The sequence below is a fragment of the Paenibacillus sp. Negev47 genome (assembly GCF_058313655.1).
The window spans coordinates 6,113,750-6,133,201 of sequence record NZ_CM177754.1 but is presented as its reverse complement, the minus strand read 5'-3'; the positions used below and the strand labels follow the sequence as shown (position 1 = coordinate 6,133,201).

The following is a 19,452-nucleotide window of genomic DNA, read 5'->3' as shown; positions in this document are numbered from 1 at the left end:
TAATGGACTTTATCACTGTGAATGAGCAAAGTGTGAAGTTGTGCAGAACATATGTTCAAGCTAGGCGTGAATGAATGACCTGGCCTGTCTTTCTTCGTCCAGTGTCGATCAGAATGGAATATGAGTGATAGGAGTTGCAAATGTAACCCTTCAGAAAGTACAGCATATACTGCTGTATACAGGGATGTTCGCCATGGGTGAGCATGACCTTCCGAGGAGGTGCAGTTGCCATGGTTGCTCATCTGACTATGATTCTGCTCATATACTTCCTGGCGGCAATGGCCGTTCATGCCATGCACCAGCGCCATCTTTCCCGTCCGGAATCTGAAGGCTTCGAGCAGATCCTGCTCATCCCTTCCAATCAGGCAGGACGGATCGAAGGCACTGTAAGAGCACTTTGCCGGGAATTGTTGTACCGTGGAAAGAGCTTCAGATTAACAGTTGTCGCTGATCGTACAGAAGCGGAAACGATTACGATTATTGAAAAGCTTATGCAAAGGCAAGGAATGGAGACATCTTATCTGCCTGCTGTCCCTGCTGATATTGAACGGGTAGCACAGACCGATCACACGTTTCGCTTGATTGATTTGCGTGAGCCAAAGCAATAGATCAGGGTGTGAACGGAAATGGGATGGGCATTTCGCAGATCTACAGTGAAAAGATTACAGCAGAAGCTGTAGTCTTTTTTTGTAATTGTAGCCAAGTCTGCTTTTAAATTAAAAATGGGTTTTTATGCAATCTATGGTTATTGCCTGGATGTGGTGAATTCTTGGTCAAAGAAATAAGCTTTTCGAAGTCAGAACTCTTAATTTAAAAGTATAGACGAAGCAGACTGGAAAAAGTTTCGCAATTTTAAAGATAGATTCTGGTTATTAGAAGAATTATATGATGCATGACTAATCTTGTGAAGTAGAGATTCAATTGGTATAGTGATAAGTAGATTGATCATACGAAGATCGAATATGGACATGAAGCACATGCTCCGGCGAACAGCCGGGTTGTCATGTGCTTTTTTTGCGTTCGGAAAATGTGTGATGGGGGAGGAGCATAAATGAAAGTTTCCTTATATGTACGCCGTGTACGGGAAGGGTGGAGAATGATGTTGTCTCTCGATATTCGAGTGGATGTAGCTTGGTGGCTGGAGGGAGGAAGTGGCCGCCATGTGCTGCGCTGGTTGTTGTTGGATACGGCGTTGCCGCTAAGCCAGGCATCCTGGTTGGTCGAACATTTTGAGATGGAGTGGGGCATGGATCAGTGGGGCGAGCGCGAATGGCAGAGCTATCTTGCGCGAAATCTGGATGTGTATGAACTGGCCTCGGGTGAAACAGAGGCCAGGAAAGCTACAGCGGGCAAACCGGGGAGTCCCGCTGTGCGTGGTGCTTTGGTAGGCGGGATGCCAGAATCGTATCCCGCCAGGCATTGGGCTCAGCTGGAGCGGGATGCGGCCCTGCTGGCTGAGCGGATCAGCGGCCGCCAATTACTGGCGGCCGAGGCGGAGGCGTTGCTGGTGGATACCGCCCAGCCGCCAGGGGAGTGGCGCGCGGCTGCGCAGCTCGCGCGCTTGCATGGGCGGCTGAGCATCACAGCCGCCCTTGAAGGGCCTGCCACGCGCCGTCGGCACGCGTGGCTTGGACGCGCGCGGAGCGCGCCCCGCTGCCACCGTTGTGGCAGCGAAGCCAGGCAGCGCGTGCCCTGCGCTGCCTGCGGCCTGGCGGCGTGCGCCTACTGCGAGGCTTGCCTCGCGCTGGGGCGCAGCCGTGCCTGTGCGCTGCTGCTACGCAGTGCAGCGCAAGGGGCCGTGCCACCACGCGGGGAAGCACCGCGTGGTGGCACGGCCTTGGCCCCCACCGGCGGCGGGCTCGCCCGGTGGGGGCTTAGCGCAGCGCAGAGCGCGGCAGCAGCCGCTGCGCTCGCGTTTTTGGCCCGGCCACCCGCAGGGGATGGGCCGGGGCGGTTTTTGCTGTGGGCCGTGACCGGGGCCGGCAAGACCGAGATGATTTTCCCACTGCTCCAACATACATTGGATCGTGGCGGACGAGCTCTGGTCGCTACGCCACGCAGAGACGTGGTGCTGGAGCTGGCTCCACGTCTGGCGAAGGCTTTCCCGGACACCTCACTCGCTACCCTTTACGGAGGCAGTGACGAACGCTGGAAAGACGCTCAGCTCACGCTCGCGACCACACATCAACTGATGCGTTTTTATCAGGGGTTCGATCTCGTCATTATCGACGAACTGGATGCTTTCCCCTATCACAACGATCCCATGCTCGCTCACGCGGCGGCATCCTCCTGTAAACCGGACGGGAATTTTGTTTATCTATCTGCCACACCGCCAGCTCGGCTACAGAGGGAAGCAGCGCAGGGGAAACTCACTCATGCCAAAGTTCCAGTACGTTTCCACCGTCATCCTTTGCCCGTGCCAAGATTGATCAAGATGGTTACCGTTGCTGAATGTATTAAGAAACGAAATCTTCCTTCTGCCTTGAAGAGTAACATCCAATTTTCATTGAAGCGCGACGCTCAGGTATTTGTCTTTGTAACACGCATTGCCCAGATTGAGGCGTTTGTGAACCTGATGCGTCGTACCTTTCCCGGAATTCATATCGAAGGAACATCATCTCAGGACCCCGATCGCGCTAGCAAAGTTACAGCCTTTCGTGAACGTATGATTCGTCTGCTCGTAACCACCACAATTCTGGAGCGTGGCGTGACCATTCCGCGAAGCGATGTCTTTATATTGGATGCTGACAATGGGCTCTTCGATGAGGCATCGCTGGTTCAGATGGCGGGTAGAGCAGGGCGTTCCATGGATGACCCGGCGGGCAGAGTGATTTTTGCATCTTCTCGTCGGACACGTTCACAGGTGAAGGCCGTTGCACAGATTCGGAAAATGAACGCTATCGCTCGTCGGAAAGGCTATCTGCATTCGCCATCCCAAACATAATCGTCATCTACCAAGTTTATATCCATATTTCACATTACATTCATCAGACTGGAGGTTTGCATCCTAATGTTAAACTGGCTCAGCAACATCACCGATCACGCGCAGTACCTGACTCAGCGTCTTCACCAACTGCTCGCCCCACCGGGAGCAACTTGTCTGACATGTGGCACTCGAGCGATTCTGTCTCCAATCTATCCGGGCATATGCCCACGCTGTGTGAAACAGATTCCATGGATTCGTTCCATCCGCTGTCTGCGTTGTGGTCGGGGTGTCGGGTGCCCGGACTGTGCTCGTCCACACATGCAAAACCGTTCTTTTATCTCCAACCGCAGCGCCGTACAATACAACCCTCTTATGAAAGAATGGATAGGCATGTACAAATTCAGAGGCCATGAACGATACGCGCCGCTCTTAACCGCGCTGTTGATTCAAGCTTTTCAAGCGATGAGCGAGGAACAGAATTCTGCTTCGGCAAAAGAACCCCCAGCCCCCGTGGCTCATCTCGCCACACCTGCTCAACAAAAGAAGCCGCAATGGCGGCCTGACGCAGTCACCTATGTTCCGGTGAGCAGCGAGCGCCTAGCCGAGCGCGGCTTCAATCAGGCAGAGCGGCTGGCGACAGGACTTGCCGCCGCCTGCCGCCTACCCGTCGTGGATCTGTTGCAGCGCCAGATCAACACCACCAAACAAAGCTTCAAATCACGCGGTGAGCGTATTGAAACGATGAAGAATGTTTTTTCCATCAACCCGGATGGCATGCATTTTATAGGAGAGCTATACAGGGAATTTTATCTGCCAACACAGATGAGCATGTCACATGCCAAAACCATACAGTTACTGCTAATCGATGATATATACACAACAGGTAGCACCTTGGACGCTTGTGGGCGGGTTATCCTAAATGCTGCCTTTTCCATGGAGATTCGGGTCGAGATTTACACATTGACATTGGCACGATCCTAGGAGGAAATCCAAATAATGAATGAGGGTCTAGTATTCTTTAGCCACTCTAGGTTGGGAATCTATACATTCTGATTAATAGTAGACAGGAAAATAAATTCCTTTATTAATTATTGGTATGTTAATGCGTGTCTCCACTCCATTTATACCATTTGAAGTATAGTTGTTTGAAGAAATTATGAATGAAAGCGTTATAAGAAAATTTTCACATGTAAAAAAGAGGAATTGGTTTTCTCACGCAGAATAGATAGTTTTGCCGTTCACCACAAGTGACAGCATAGGGAGTGGCACAACATATCTTTTGAAGGGGAGAACAAAAGTGGTCGCAGGAAAAAGAAAAAATGGATTTTACTTATGGACCGTCCGTCTACTAGTAGTCATGCTGGTATTCGGACAGTTTGGTGTGTACGGGGGGAACCGGGCACATGCAGCAGTAGGAAGCGGGATAGTCTCATCAAGTAATGATTACCAATATGTAATGACTGATAATAATGGTAAGTTACAGGTGAACCAGAAAGATATTAATTTAAGTTGGGCGAGATCCTATAATATTTCAACATCAGGTTATTCGTTCACCAGAAGGCAGTCTATCTTGGGTTTCACAAGTGATATTACCAATATAAGTTTTGGATCGTACACATCCAAATATGCCGGACAGGTAGACAATGCTTTTCTTATCGATCTGAGCAAAGTTCGTGAAATTGCTACCGAGATGACGTACCGACAGTCGGGTACTCAAGTTGGACAGTGGACAATTACTAACTATAATGTGCTGGGTCAACTAACGCCAATTGATGTATATGATTATGATGTAAGACAGTTGAGTTTGGTTGTAAACGCAGATACGGGAGAGGTTGTAGATTTTTACTCTGAACTAAATCCGTACTATACACGTAAAGCTGAACCCGCTTCTTTTACCAAACAGGAGGTAAATCCGTTACCGATTAATAAAGTACCATCTGTGCCTTCGAATATAACGGGTAACTCAAGTGAAAACATTACTCATATTCGCTGGGATCATGCACAGGAAGCTGTACAATATGAACTTGAGCGTGATGGTATTTTAATGGGGCCTTATTATGGTACGAGCTTCGATGATGCCGTACTTATCCCTAACAAAAATTACTCTTACAAAATACGTGCTATAAATTCTATAGGCAAAAGTGAATGGAGTAGTGTCTTTAATATCAAAACACTGCTTAACGAACCTGTTATCTCCACGAGCTCTGAGCAAGGGAAAAATATAATAGAGTGGGCTGCAATTAATCATGCCGATGGTTATCAACTCCAGATTGATGGTGAAGCCCCGATTGATCTAGGTAATGTAACTAATTACGAACACGTTGATTTGGAGGCAAACTCCAGTCATACCTATGCATTAAAAGCACTATCTTCAGATAATGAGAGCAACTGGAGCAGAACGGTTACGCAACTTGTTGTGCCAGACTCAGCAAGTGATTTGAAAATTACAGAAAATACATTCAATAAAATCTCTTTAAGTTGGACTGCAATTAAAGGTTCTAGTGGATATGACCTGGAGGTTGATGGGGTCGTCGTTCCGGTCTCTGGTACAACATACAGTAAGACAGCTCTTACGCCCAATACCGAGCACACATTTCGATTGAGATCTAAAAATGCAGGCGGCGTAGGTAAGTGGACTGATATGCTAACTGTTTCGACACTTTTAAGTACACCTGTTCTTAAAGCAATTTCATCGCAAGAAGAGATGATTTTGGTATGGCCTGCAATTGAGGGGGCTACCTCTTATGAGGTTGAAGCTGATGGAGGTAACGTAGGAGTTGTTGTAGATCCGGCTTATACACACACTGATCTATCACCAGGGACACTTCATAAATATCGTGTACGAGCTTTGAATGATACGAATACAAGTGCATGGACTACAATTTTGTCCCAAAGTACACTCCCTGGTCCTGTTTCGAATCTCACTATAAACTCGGTCACTAATGCAGCTATTGGTCTGAAATGGACAGCAGTGACAGGAGCGACAGGATATGATTTGGAGATTGACGGTACAATTGTAGCTGTTACTGGCGTAGCCTACACAAAGAGTAGCCTTGCAGCAAATACAGAACACACCTTCCGTATTCGTTCGAAAAATGCTGCAGGTGTGGGTGATTGGAGTGATCCGCTCAGTACAACGACACTGTTGAATACACCTGTATTAAAGGCGGTATCAGAAGAAACGAATATCAACCTGACTTGGGCTGATGTAGCAGATGCGACTACATACGAGATTGAGGCTGACGGAGCAGTAGTGGCAACAGTAGAAGAGCCTAACTATAGCCATGCAGCGCTGCTGCCAGGAACTGCCCATAAGTATCGCATTCGTGCGTTGACGGATACCAATACAAGTGCATGGACAGCAATCCTGACGCAGAGCACCATCCCTGCTTCAGTTACAGGATTAACAGTAAGCTCGGTTACGAATGTAGCCATTGCATTGAAATGGACAGCGGTAGCGGGAGCGACAGGATACGATCTGGAGATTGATGGAACGGTTGTCCCCGTAACAGGAGTAGCCTATACGAAGAGTGGTCTTGCAGCGAACACAGATCATACCTTCCGTATTCGTTCGAAGAATGCGGCCGGTGTAGGAGTGTGGAGTGAATTCATCAATGGAACGACACTGCTAAATACACCAGTATTAAAAGCAACATCGGAAGAGACTGCTGTCAAGCTGACGTGGGCTGAGGTAGCAGACGCAACGAAGTATGAGATTGAAGCGGATGGAGCAGTAGTGGCAACGGTTGAAGAACCTAGCTTCACCCATACATCATTGCTGCCAGGAACGGCGCACAAATATCGCATTCGTGCGTTGACGGAGACCAATACGAGTGCATGGACAGCAATCCTGACGCAGAGTACCATTCCTGCTTCAGTTACAGGATTAACTGTTAGCTCGGCCACGAATGTCGCTGTTGCATTGAAATGGACAGTAGTAACGGGAGCGACAGGATACGATCTGGAAATCGATGGAGTGGTTGTCCCCGTAACAGGAGTAGCCTATACGAAGAGTGGTCTTGCAGCGAACACAGATCATACCTTCCGTATTCGTTCGAAGAATGCGGCCGGTGTAGGAGTGTGGAGTGAATTCATCAATGGAACGACACTGCTAAATACACCAGTATTAAAAGCAACATCGGAAGAAACTGCAATCAACCTGACATGGGCAGCCATTGCTGATGCAATGAAGTATGAGATTGAAGCGGACGGAGCAGTAGTGGCAACGGTAGAAGAACCTAGCTTCACTCATACATCATTGCTGCCAGGAACGGCGCACAAATATCGCATTCGTGCGTTGACGGCTACCAATACGAGTGCATGGACAGCAATCCTGACGCAGAGTACCATCCCTGCTTCAGTTACAGGATTAACTGTTAGCTCGGCCACGAATGTCGCTGTTGCATTGAAATGGACAGCAGTAACGGGAGCGACAGGATACGATCTGGAGATCGATGGAGCGGTTGTCCCCGTAACAGGAGTAGCCTATACGAAGAGTGGTCTTGCAGCGAACACAGATCATACCTTCCGTATTCGTTCGAAGAATGCGGCCGGTGTAGGAGTGTGGAGTGAACTCATCAATGGAACGACACTGCTGAATACACCAGTATTAAAAGCAACATCGGAAGAGACTGCTGTCAAGCTGACGTGGGCTGAGGTAGCAGACGCAACGAAGTATGAGATTGAAGCGGATGGAGCAGTAGTGGCAACGGTTGAAGAACCTAGCTTCACCCATACATCATTGCTGCCAGGAACGGCGCACAAATATCGCATTCGTGCGTTGACGGCTACCAATACGAGTGCATGGACAGCAATCCTGACGCAGAGTACTATTCCTGCCTCAGTTACAGGATTAACTGTTAGCTCGGCCACGAATGTCGCTATTGCATTGAAATGGACAGCGGTAACGGGAGCGACAGGATACGATTTAGAAATAGATGGAACGGTTGTCCCCGTAACGGGAGTAGCTTACACGAAGAGTGGTCTTGCAGCGAACACAGATCATACCTTCCGTATTCGTTCGAAAAATGCCGCTGGTGTAGGGGTATGGAGCGACCTGATCAGTGGAACGACACTGCTGAATACACCAGTATTAAAGGCAACATCGGAAGAAACTGCTGTCAATCTGACGTGGGCTGAGGTAGCAGACGCAACGAAGTATGAGATTGAGGCAGACGGAGCAGTAGTGGCAACGGTAGAAGAACCTAGCTTCACCCATACATCATTGCTGCCAGGAACGGCGCACAAATATCGCATTCGTGCGTTGACGGAGACCAATACGAGTGCATGGACAGCAATCCTGACGCAAAGTACCATCCCTGCTATAGTTAACGGTCTCATGTTAAATGCCGCTACACCTGTGGCTATCTCAATGAAATGGACCCCTGTTACAGGTGCTACCGCTTATGATTTGGAAATTGACGGTGTTGTGATTTCTGTGAGTGGAGCTGCTTATACGAAAAGTGGTCTTCTGGCCAATACAGATCATACCTTCCGCATTCGTGGCAAAAATGCTGCTGGCATCGGTAACTGGAGTGAGATCGTAACCGCCTCTACCCAATTAAATGTACCAACAACACTGAAAGCTGTACCTGAAGAAACTTCAGTTACGCTGACATGGAATGAAGTTGCTGGTGCAACAAAATATGAGATTGAGGCAGATGGCATAGTAGTTGCTACTGTGAGTGATCTCTCGTATGTCCATAATGGAGTACTTGGTGGCACGATTCATAAATACCGTATTCGTGCCCTGACCGACACCAATGTGAGCGCATGGACAGCAATATTGTCCCAAACTACGTTACCTGCGAGTGTCTCAGGTTTGAGTATTAACTCTGCAACAACAGTGGGTATCTCGCTGAAATGGGGTGCCGTTACCGGAGCTACTGGTTATGACCTTGAGATTGATGGTACGGTGGTAGCCGTGAGTGGAGTTGCTTACACCAAAAGTGGCCTTGCACCAAATACGGAGCATACATTCCGGATTCGTGCCAAAAATGCTTCTGGTGCAGGAGCTTGGAGTGAGACCATAATGGGGACGACTCAATTAACTGCAGCTGTGCTGAAGGGAACTTCGGACAGAACGAACGTTATTCTGACGTGGGACGCGGTTGAGGGAGCTTCGTCTTACGAAATTGAAGCCGATGGGCAAATTGTGGCGACTGTCAGTGAAACAACGTTTATTCAGTCTGATCTGTTACCGTCCAGTTCGCATAAATATCGTGTTCGGGCATTCAATGATCAGAACACAAGCGTATGGTCTTCAGTACTAAGTATTAGAACTTTGAATTAGTGATGTATAATGGGGAACAGGGTTGCGTATATATGCATCCTGTTTCCCTCTTTTGTTTTGTAAATAGACTATGGCTTCATCAGAGAAAATAAGGTAATGTATAGTTATTATCTATTCGGAAACGGAAGTTTGAGAGGGGCGTTTTAGCGATGAATCTAGGTAATTGTCCTCGCTGCGGTAAATTATATGCGTTAAATTTTAGAGATGTATGTTCAAACTGTATTAAGGAAATAGAGCTGGAATATCAGATCTGTGTAGATTATTTGCGCGAAAACAAGGGCACCAACATACAGGAACTATCCGATGCAACAGAAGTTTCAATTAAAAACATTACCAAATTCATTCGTGAGGGACGAATTTCCATCGAGAATGCCCCGAATATGATGTATCCTTGTGAAGTATGCGGTACATTGATTCGTGAAGGTCATATGTGTGATTCTTGCCGTAATCGTTTGACGAAAGACTTGGCAGGAGCAGCTCGTGAAGTAGGTCAGAAGGATAACAACAATGTAGGCGGACGAACCTACAATGCTGTCGACAAACTACGCGATTAATAGGAGCGAGGGCTCAAATACATGTTTTGCTATAACAAATGTTTTGAAACGTACCGATAAACTTATTAAAGATTATCGGTTTTTTTTATTATCCTAATCATTTTGATAACATAAAGATAAAGTAAGAAAAACGTATATCGTCGTAAAACTCTAATGTGGAAGGAAGTGCAAGTTAAATGAAAATCAATGAACCGAGTAGGATTGGCGCCATCAATTCATATCAGAGGAACGTTGAATCCAATCAGCAGGCTGATGCCAAGAAGAGCCGCCGTAAGGACGAAGTATCCATTTCTCCGGAGGCGATGAAGATGCTTGAGGAACAAAGTCGTACACAGGATGCAGGACGCATACAACGGATACAGGAGCTGAAAGAACAGGTCAGTTCAGGAACGTATCAGGTAGATAGCAGTAAGCTTGCTGACAAGCTGCTGCCGTATTTTAAGTCTTTTGATAAGGAATAGGTGATCACGTAATGGCAGCACTGGACAGATTGATTGCAGTTTTGCAGCAAATGGAACAAAGTCACCGCGATATGCTGGCACTCAGTGAGGTCAAGAGACAGGTCATTGTCAAAAACGATGTGGATGAACTCATTGCCCTCCTCAACAAAGAATCTCGTTTCATGAAACAACAGGAGCCATTGGAGATCGAGCGGCAGAGCGCAGTTCACGAACTGCTACAGGAGCGAGGCATCAAGTCCATGCTGAACCTGAATATCACCGAGATCTCGAAGCTGATTTTTGACCCGGCTGACAAACAGCGATTGCTCGAAGTCCAGAAGAAGCTGGCGGGAACACTGCAGGAATTAAAGGAAATCAATCAACTGAATCAAAAGCTGATCGAGCAATCGTTGATGTTTATTGACCTATCCATGGACATCTTTGCTTCTCGGCCAGAACAGGATGCCACATATCAGCATCCTGCTGATAAGAACGGCAATCCAGGGCGAATCGGTCTGTTTGACACGCGTGCCTGATTAATTAGGGGGAAACCAGGTGACATCTACATTTCATTCAATCGAAACGGCTAAACGCAGTTTGTTCACACAGACGACAGCTCTTAGCACAACAGGCCATAACATAGCCAATGCCAACACCGAAGGCTATTCACGCCAAAAGGTAAACATGCAGGCATCTATTCCAATGGAGCCGTTCGCATTTCTGCATAGCACAACACCAGGACAACTCGGTACAGGTGTAGAGTTCGATTCCATTACACGTGTGCGTGAAAAATTCCTGGATGACCAGTATCGCAATGAAAACACCAACTTCGGGAGTTGGTCCATTCAGAGAGATACGCTAGAGAAACTAGAAGCTATTGTAAACGAACCATCCAATACGGGTTTTCGAACGGTTATGGATAACTTCTACAAATCATGGTCAGATCTAAGTAAAAACCCAGAGGACGTTACAGCACGTCGAATTGTGAAAGAAACGACTCTGGCGCTAACAGATGCGATGAACCAGATTAGCCGCCAACTGGATGCGCTTAGTCAGGATTTGGATAACAACATCGGGGTCAAAGGTAATGAGATCCAAGGTTACCTGGGTAACATTGCGAATCTTAATAGCGCCATTGTGAAAGTAGAGTCTCTTGGTGACAATGCCAACGATTTGCGTGACCAACGTGATCTGATGACGGACAAATTGTCCAAAATTATAAATGTTACTGTCACTGATTCTCCGCAAGGATACCAGATTCAGATGAATGGACAGGCACTGGTCACAGGTGGAGCGGTACAAGTAGCGGTAGATCCTGCTTTTCTGAATGCTGCGTATGCAGCAGGTACGCTCACCAACGGCGAGGTCCACGGCATGATTAAGTCCAGAGACACTTTGGTGACTGATTATCAGAAACAAATGGATGACTTAGCCAACACGTTGGCTAACGGAGATATCCAACTTACGATTCCTGCTGGTTCTGTCCTGCCTGACAACACTGTTTTGGATGGTGTTACATATACAGGGGCTGCTCGTACACTGGTTGCAGATCTGACGGTAACAGTAAAAGGCTTAAATGGTCTGCATCAACTTGGTTACAGTATGGACGGAACGACCGCACCGGGCCTACCATTCTTCACAGCATCGGGTGGTGGTACGGCTATTACAGCTGGTAATATCTCATTGAACGCAGAAATCCTGGCAGATCCGAACAAGATTGCTACTTCGTTACGAACTGTGGATGCTTCTGGAACAGAAACAGTGATTAAAGGAAATAATACCCTTGCTATTCTAATTGCCAATCTGAAGGATACATCAATGAAGACCGCGGACGGCCTGCGCAATGCAACCATTGGCGCACAGTTTAGCTCGATGGTGGGACAACTTGGGGTACAGTCTCAGGAAGCTGCACGTCAAACGTCAAATTCGGAGTTTCTTGTACAGCAAGTGGACACCCGACGTCAATCGGTTAGTGGCGTATCCTTAGATGAAGAAATGGCAAATATGATTAAATTTCAGCATGCCTATAGTGCATCTGCTCGTTTTATGACGACATATGACCAACTGCTTGATAAATTGATTAACTCTACTGGTGTAGTAGGCAGATAATAGTAAGGAGTGACATAACAGACCATGAGAATAACCAATAATATGCTCAGTTCACAGCTACTTTTGAACCTGAACCGGAATGCTCAGCAGATGAATAACACACAAACCCAGCTGGCAACGGGCCGTAAAATTAATAAACCCTCGGATGATCCGGTAGGGATTACGTACTCCCTTCGTTATCGGGCAGAACTCTCATCCAATGAGCAGTATCAGAAAAATGTGGATAGCGCGGTTTCCTGGCTGGAGTTTAACGATACCGTTCTGAATCAAGCGGGTAGTGTATTGCAACGTATTCGCGAGTTAGCGGTACAAGGTGCAACAGATACCAACCCCCAGTCTGCACTTGACAGTATCAATGAAGAGGTGAAACAACTTAAGGGACAACTTATTGATGTTTCTAACAGTAAACTGAATGGTAAGTATATTTTCAATGGTGAAACCTATGATGTTAAGCCGTATGATTTCCCTACTAGTGCAGACGGTTCCTTGGATACGACGAATGCAGCATCAGTGGCTACAGACAAGGGGAAAATTAATTTTATTGTTGGGGAGAGTGTGCAGCTTCCCATTAATGTAAATGGCAATGAAGTATTCGGCTTTGAAACAGAAGATGATCATTTGTTCGTGACAGTCGACAATATTATAAAGGCACTAGCAAGTGGGGATACGAAGGGATTATCGAATCAATTAGAAAATATAGATACCCGAATGAACAAAATGTTGGCAATCCGCGCCGAGATTGGTGCGAAAACTAACCGGGTAGACTTAATGACGGATCGTTTGACTGATCTTGAGATTAATCTGACGGATATGCAGGCCAAGGTGGAGGATGCAGACGTTGCAGAAGTGATGATGAAAGCTAAAATACAGGAGAATATTTATAATGCTTCCCTATCTGCTGGAGCTAAGATTATTTCTCCGTCGTTAGTGGATTTCCTTAGATAGGAAGGGGAAATACGCCTTGAAGACTCTTCCCATTGTTCAGATTCGAACAACGGCATCAATATTGAATATGGATACTAACCCTGGTCAGTACTCTATTCGTCAGCCTAAGGCGGAAGTACAGCTTAATACCAGACCGGCGAAGTTAACCGTTCAGAGTCATCCGATCACTCTTCATGTAGATCAGAGCAAAGCTTTCTCTGCCTATAATGGTGGAAATATGATTGACATGAATGCACGTATCTATTCAGGAATTCAGCAACAGTTCTTGCAAAACATGGCTGAACGTGTTCAGCAAGGGAATCAATTAGCTGCCATCCATAAACCGGGGAATACGATAGCTGATATTATAGGTGCGGATTGGCAGTCCAAGCCCTTTCCAGAAACAAGAACTCCCGCATCATTTGATAACGTAGATATTCAAATTGATACGAGACCGCCAGATATTAGTTATGAACCAGCTGTTTCTGAAATGAATGTTATTGTTAATAAACCGGAAATTGAGTATCAAAGAGGCAAGCTAGATATCTACGTGAAACAATACGCATCAGTTCAATACACTCCACCTGCCATAGATATGGGGTTGTGAGTTATAATGTAGAGCTATAGACGGTCTTGGAAGCAGCCCACTATGGCTCTTTTTGCATAAATTCTTCGCCAAGGAGGCGTTTGGTATTATTATTCATACAAGCACGTGGGGAGAAGTAGAGGTTAGTGGGGACGATGTATATCAGTTTCCGAAAGGTTTGCCGGGATTTGAAGAAGAGACGGAATTTGCCTTGATTCCATGGGCGGGTACACCGTTCAGTTACTTACAGTCGCTGCAAGAACCCGATTTATCTTTCTTGTTAGTGAGTCCATTTACGTTTGTATCTGATTATAGTTTTGAACTGAGTGAGGTAGATAAGGAAGAGATGGGCATCGTGGATCAGGTATCGGTATACTCCATAGTTACAATCCATTCTCAAACAAATAAATCTACAATGAATCTACTTGCGCCAGTTGTGCTTAATCCCGAAAATCGTGTGGGTAAGCAAGTTGTACTCCATCAATCCAGCTATGAGACACGTCATCTCATATGGGCAGAAGATGAAGCAAACTCAGCGAAGGGTGGAGTCTGACATGCTGGTATTATCACGAAAAAAGGGCGAGTCTATTGTAATTCAGGATCATATTGAGGTAACTGTGCTCGCTGTAGAAGGGGATACCGTGCGAATTGGAATTTCTGCACCCAAGCATATCGATATCTTTCGTCAGGAGATTTATACATCGATCCAGGAAGCTAATCGTGAATCTGCAACGCCTTTGACAGTCAACGTTGAAGCGTTTATGGAACGCTTGCGGAACAATAATACTAAAAAAGAATAAAATAATTCCAATTTGCTATAAACAGTTGATCCCCTCCTGTCGATATATTATTTAGACGCTGCTTCGGCAGGGCGGCCGACCTTAATGTCGCGGCGTTTACCACATGGATGTGGAACTAACTCAATTTCAGGGAGGAAATACCAAATGATTATCAACCACAATATCGCAGCGATGAACACTCATCGTCAACTGTCTACTAACACAGCTAACACAAACAAAAATATCGAGAAATTGTCTTCCGGTCTTCGTATCAACCGTGCCGGTGACGATGCTGCCGGTCTGGCAATCTCCGAAAAAATGCGTGGTCAAATCCGTGGTTTGGACATGGCTTCCAAAAACTCACAAGATGCGATCTCTTTGATTCAAACTGCTGAAGGCGCATTGAACGAATCCCACAGCATCCTGCAACGTATGCGTGAGCTTTCTGTTCAATCCTCGAATGATACAAACACAGATGCTGACCGTAAAGAACTTCAATCCGAAGTTAAACAATTGGTTACTGAATTGGATCGTATCGGTAACACTACAGAGTTTAATACGAAAAAATTGTTGGACGGTTCTGCTAAAGGTGTAACTGAAGCAGTAGCTGGTACAGCAAAAGTTAACAATAACTCCGGTGTTAAAATTGATTCTGCAGCCCTAGAAGCTTTAAATACAGCGGCTGGTACAGCTGCTACCAAATCTAATTCTGATGGTGCTTACATGATTGTAAGAACTGGAGCTGCAGATCCTACTGCTACTGGATTTGATGCTGATGATTATAAAATCATTGGGCCAGATGGTAAAGAATCTACGGGTATTACAATTACAGATAAAGATACCCTTACTTTTGGAGCTGGAGTTCTTAATGGTGGCGCAACTACATTAGCAGTCGGAGATTTACATGTAAACATGAAAGTCGGAGAGAGTATGACTTTTGTATTCGGTAAAGATGTTGCTGCAAGCAGTGATTTGGATAATTCCATCATGACTCAAATTGGTGCTAATGCAGGTCAAACGGCATTTATCTCTGTAGGAGATATGCGTGCAGACGCTCTGGGTGTTAAATCCATCGATATCTCCAGCAAATTCGGTGCTGCTACTGCAATTGAAACCGTTCAAAACGCTATGCAAAAAGTATCTTCCCAACGTAGTAACCTGGGTGCTATGCAAAACCGTTTGGAACACACAATCAACAACTTGGGTGCAGCTTCCGAGAACTTGAGTGCAGCTGAATCCCGTATTCGTGATGTGGATATGGCTAAAGAAATGATGGCTCAAACGAAGAACAACATTCTTGCTCAAGCTTCACAAGCGATGTTGGCACAAGCTAACCAACAACCACAAGGTGTTCTGCAATTGCTTCGTTAATTTCTTCTCGTATGACCAAAGCTCCGGGATTTCCCGGAGCTTTTTTCTTTTTTTCTCGCTTGACAGCTATAAAATCCTAAATTATCCCTAAATGAAACCGATATATAATATAAATAAGCGTCGCTGGAGGTCAGGATAATGAATGTACAGTTTTCACTTACTGCTAGTTCTACCACAAATAAACCTAGCAGTACAGAGAGCAGTCACAGCACAGAACCGACATCACAGGTAAAACCATTTTCTCCAACTCAAGATATTAAAGGGACGGGGGAGAAGCAAGGTACACACGTATCTGTTGCTGAAGAGCAGCTTATTCGAACGATTGAACAAGCAGTGAAATCTCTACAAGGGCCTCAAACCACGCTGGAGATCAGCATCCACGAGAAGACGCATGATATTATGGTGAAGGTACTTAATAAGGATACCGGTGAGTTAATTCGTGAAGTTCCCCGAGAGAAAACGCTGGATCTCGTTGCTAAAATGATGGAAATCGCAGGTATACTGGTGGACGAGAAAATCTAATATTTGGAGGTGCTGATTTTGGTTACAAGAATTAATGGGTTTTCTGGCATGGATATTGATAGTATGGTCAAGAGCATGATGGCAACGAAGCGGGTACCGCTAGATAAACTTAATCAGGATAAGCAAATATTACAGTGGACCAGAGAAGGGTACCGTGAATTGAACAGTGTGCTATATGATTTTCGTACAAATAAGCTGAACGATAAATATAAAAAGTCTGACTCTCTAAATGCGAATAAAGCTGTAACTACAGGTAACACAACTGCAGTAAAAGCAGAAGCTACGGCAACGGCAACCGGAGTGGATATGAAGGTCAGTGTAACTAAACTTGCTACCAAAACCACACTTCAGACTCCTGGCTTAGGCCAAGGCGTACCTAGTTCAACTTCACTGGCACAGCTAGATGGTATCGCATTGTCAGAGCTTAGTGAAGAAGAAGAGGCTGCATATCTTAAGAAAGGTTTTGATATTACCATTAATGGAGTGAGCTTTAAGGATAGTGCAGGCAATTCACTATTTAATGGTATGACATCTATATCTTCTATGATAGCAACGATCAATTCCAATGAAAAAGCCAATGCTGTCGCAAGTTATGATGAGATAACTGGAAAGCTGTCGATTGCCTCGAAGGTTGGAGGGGAAGCAGGGGAGATAGTAGTTAATACTCCGGCTGGAAGCAATTCATTGATAGCGTTATTTTCCAAAAAGACAGTGGTGGAAACGAATGGGGCGGGTAATACCGTCACGAATAACCAAACACTGGCTGAATTGCAAAAGATGCTGGATGGAAAAGATCCTGATCCGGGTGCACCAGCCAAAAGATACAGTTTCAGCATTAATGGGAATAACTTTTCATTCGATGCTTCGACCTCAATAGATGCAGTAGTATCAGCAATTAATTCAAAAACAGAGGCTAATGTGTTTGCAAAAGTCGATGGCGGTAAACTAACGATCACCGGTAATAATGGTGGAGAAGTGAAGATGGGCGGAGCTTCCTACGAATTTTTGAATCTATTCAAGGGAGCTGTACCTTTTGCTGAGGGCTCGGATGCGATCAAAGAGGTTATTAAAGGTGAGAATGCAGAAGTCACAATTAATGGTGAACCTATAAAAAACGTTAATAGTAACGTTTTCACTATCAACGGTGTTCAACTTACATTATTGGACGTTACTAATAGTAGCGGTACAGACGTTCCTACCAATGTTAAAACCCAAAGTGATCCGGATAAGGCACTGGAATCTATCAAGGGTTTCATAGAGGACTACAATAATTTAATAAAAGCACTTAATAGCAAAGTTAATGAAACTAAGTATCGTGACTTTAAGCCTCTGTCAGATGAACAAAAAAAGGAACTGAAAGAAGGCGAAATTGATAGTTGGACAGAGAAGGCCAAAAGCGGTTTATTCAAAAATAACGACATAATCACAAGTGTTCTCTCGAAAATGAGAGAAGCAATTACGGAGAAACTTGGAAGTCTTAATGCAATTGGTATTACTACAGGAAATTATATGGAGAACGGTAAGTTGGTTATAGCGGATGAGACGAAGCTGAAAAATGCTATAAGTGCTAACCCTCAACTTACTATTGATCTATTTCAAGGTTCCGCAAATGCTCCGGATTCAGGCATCTTCAATAAATTAACAAATAGCATTACAGGCACTTTAGATATGATTTCTGCTCGCGCGGGTACCAATAAATTCTCGATGGATTTAACGAGTACTTTTAAAGAGGAAAGTGTCATCGGGAAACAACTTAAAGGTTATAATAGTCGTATATTAACGATGCAAAGAAACCTTCAAATGACAGAAGATCGCTATTACAAGCAATTTTCTGCGATGGAATCAGCGATGAATAAATTGCAAACACAGTCGTCGAGTCTTTTGTCCAGTATGGGACTATCTTAATTTAAAGGGTGAGACCATTTGATTACATCTCCTTATGATAAATACCGTCAATCCTCGGTTCAGACTTCGAACCCTGCGCAGTTGGTTATTATGTTGTATGACGGGGCAATTCGTTTTGTGAAGACGGCTATGGATGGGTTGGCGCAGAAGGATAATGAGAAGGCGAATCTGAATCTTGGAAAAGCTCAAACCATTGTTAGTGAATTGATGAGTACCCTGGATCGCTCTTATGATATTTCGAAGAGTCTGTACTCACTATATGAATATACAAATTATCTGCTTGTAGAAGCGAATATTCGTAAAGATGTGACCAAAGCCGAAGAAGCAGTGGGATATTTAACGGATCTACGTGAGACGTGGCTCCAGGCTTCCAAAATTGCTGCAGGACAAGAAGCATCACCTGTTTCTACTGAAAGTGCTCATGGATAAATTGACGTACATGACCCAGCTTCAGCAGCTAACGGGAACTATTATGGATATATTGTATGAAGCGAATTATGAACAGCTTGAAGCTTTTGTTGAGGAACGTCAGATCATTATTGATGGACTCGCTGAACAGTTCGCATTACAGGCCGCAAGTTTAACTGAGAAGATGGAAATTGAACAGCTCTTAAGCAATGATCATGAGATTGTAGCACGTATGAACGTTTTGCGACTGGAAGCACAGGATTGGTTGCATAAGCGCGGTCAGGCCAAGACACAGAGAAATGCTTACGAGTCGAGCTATACGCCAGATAGCTTTTTGATGGACAAGAAAAAATAAGAAACATATAAATACCCTTCATGCAACTCTCGACTAAACTGATTTGTAAGTAGTCATATTGATTGTGTGAAGGGTGTTTTTGCTGATAATATATGTTAAAATAGGTCACTTCATCTTAGCTCCCACGACTTATCAACCCGCCAATTTCCTGATATATTCAAGATATCCCACCGTTCAACACAATCCCCAATTAATCTACAAAAAATTCCAAGAAAACATTTACTTTACCAATTGACAATGGATAACTTTGGGTGGTATTATCTGAATTGTGGGCAGAGGTT

At 45.2% G+C, this 19,452-nt stretch carries 17 protein-coding genes; all 17 read left to right on the top strand.

Going from position 1 to position 19,452, the window contains the following annotated elements; genetic code table 11:
- Positions 1–230: 230 nt before the first annotated feature.
- The 17 genes from AC4G47_RS27615 (at position 231) to AC4G47_RS27535 (ending at position 19,171) form a co-directional block, all read left to right on the top strand.
- Positions 231–608, top strand: coding sequence for a hypothetical protein (locus tag AC4G47_RS27615; protein WP_336762423.1), 378 nt, complete (start codon positions 231–233; stop codon positions 606–608).
- Positions 609–1,051: 443 nt separating this feature from the next.
- Positions 1,052–2,944 (top strand): helicase-related protein, encoded by a 1,893-nt coding sequence (locus AC4G47_RS27610; protein ID WP_491103717.1) that lies wholly within the window; start codon positions 1,052–1,054, stop codon positions 2,942–2,944.
- A gap of 66 nt (positions 2,945–3,010) precedes the next feature.
- Entirely contained in the window at positions 3,011–3,907 is an 897-nt protein-coding gene (locus AC4G47_RS27605; protein ID WP_491103716.1) for a ComFC family protein, read from the top strand.
- Positions 3,908–4,223: 316 nt separating this feature from the next.
- Entirely contained in the window at positions 4,224–9,218 is a 4,995-nt protein-coding gene (locus tag AC4G47_RS27600) for a fibronectin type III domain-containing protein (RefSeq protein WP_491103715.1), read from the top strand.
- A 149-nt stretch (positions 9,219–9,367) separates the two neighbouring features.
- The gene (locus AC4G47_RS27595) at positions 9,368–9,772 is read left to right on the top strand and encodes a TIGR03826 family flagellar region protein (protein WP_336762415.1); all 405 of its coding nucleotides are present in this window, start codon (positions 9,368–9,370) and stop codon (positions 9,770–9,772) included.
- Positions 9,773–9,948: 176 nt separating this feature from the next.
- A complete protein-coding gene (gene flgM / locus AC4G47_RS27590) occupies positions 9,949–10,233 on the top strand; it encodes a flagellar biosynthesis anti-sigma factor FlgM (RefSeq protein WP_047840678.1) in 285 nt (94 codons plus the stop codon).
- An 11-nt stretch (positions 10,234–10,244) separates the two neighbouring features.
- Positions 10,245–10,748, top strand: coding sequence for a flagellar protein FlgN (locus AC4G47_RS27585; protein ID WP_145324373.1), 504 nt, complete (start codon positions 10,245–10,247; stop codon positions 10,746–10,748).
- A 19-nt stretch (positions 10,749–10,767) separates the two neighbouring features.
- A complete protein-coding gene (gene flgK, locus AC4G47_RS27580) occupies positions 10,768–12,321 on the top strand; it encodes a flagellar hook-associated protein FlgK (protein ID WP_491103714.1) in 1,554 nt (517 codons plus the stop codon).
- A 24-nt stretch (positions 12,322–12,345) separates the two neighbouring features.
- On the top strand, positions 12,346–13,266 hold the full coding sequence (gene flgL / locus AC4G47_RS27575; protein WP_491103713.1) for a flagellar hook-associated protein FlgL: 921 nt from the start codon (positions 12,346–12,348) through the stop codon (positions 13,264–13,266).
- Positions 13,267–13,282: 16 nt separating this feature from the next.
- Positions 13,283–13,852 (top strand): DUF6470 family protein, encoded by a 570-nt coding sequence (locus AC4G47_RS27570; protein ID WP_491103711.1) that lies wholly within the window; start codon positions 13,283–13,285, stop codon positions 13,850–13,852.
- 52 nt (positions 13,853–13,904) lie between these two features.
- Positions 13,905–14,384, top strand: a complete 480-nt coding sequence (locus tag AC4G47_RS27565) for a flagellar assembly protein FliW (protein ID WP_491103710.1) — start codon at positions 13,905–13,907, stop codon at positions 14,382–14,384.
- Position 14,385: 1 nt separating this feature from the next.
- The gene (csrA, locus tag AC4G47_RS27560) at positions 14,386–14,631 is read left to right on the top strand and encodes a carbon storage regulator CsrA (RefSeq protein ID WP_491103709.1); all 246 of its coding nucleotides are present in this window, start codon (positions 14,386–14,388) and stop codon (positions 14,629–14,631) included.
- Between the two features lie 144 nt (positions 14,632–14,775).
- Positions 14,776–15,981, top strand: coding sequence for a flagellin N-terminal helical domain-containing protein (locus AC4G47_RS27555; RefSeq protein WP_491103707.1), 1,206 nt, complete (start codon positions 14,776–14,778; stop codon positions 15,979–15,981).
- Positions 15,982–16,119: 138 nt separating this feature from the next.
- On the top strand, positions 16,120–16,503 hold the full coding sequence (locus AC4G47_RS27550; RefSeq protein ID WP_491103706.1) for a flagellar protein FlaG: 384 nt from the start codon (positions 16,120–16,122) through the stop codon (positions 16,501–16,503).
- Between the two features lie 18 nt (positions 16,504–16,521).
- Positions 16,522–18,408 (top strand): flagellar filament capping protein FliD, encoded by a 1,887-nt coding sequence (fliD, locus tag AC4G47_RS27545; RefSeq protein WP_491103705.1) that lies wholly within the window; start codon positions 16,522–16,524, stop codon positions 18,406–18,408.
- Positions 18,409–18,426: 18 nt separating this feature from the next.
- Positions 18,427–18,837 carry a flagellar export chaperone FliS gene (fliS, locus tag AC4G47_RS27540; RefSeq protein ID WP_491103703.1) on the top strand — a complete coding sequence of 137 codons (411 nt, stop codon included), beginning with the start codon at positions 18,427–18,429 and terminating at the stop codon, positions 18,835–18,837.
- On the top strand, positions 18,830–19,171 hold the full coding sequence (locus AC4G47_RS27535) for a flagellar protein FliT (protein WP_491103701.1): 342 nt from the start codon (positions 18,830–18,832) through the stop codon (positions 19,169–19,171). Before fliS ends, AC4G47_RS27535 begins: the two co-directional genes overlap by 8 nt.
- Positions 19,172–19,452: the final 281 nt, after the last annotated feature.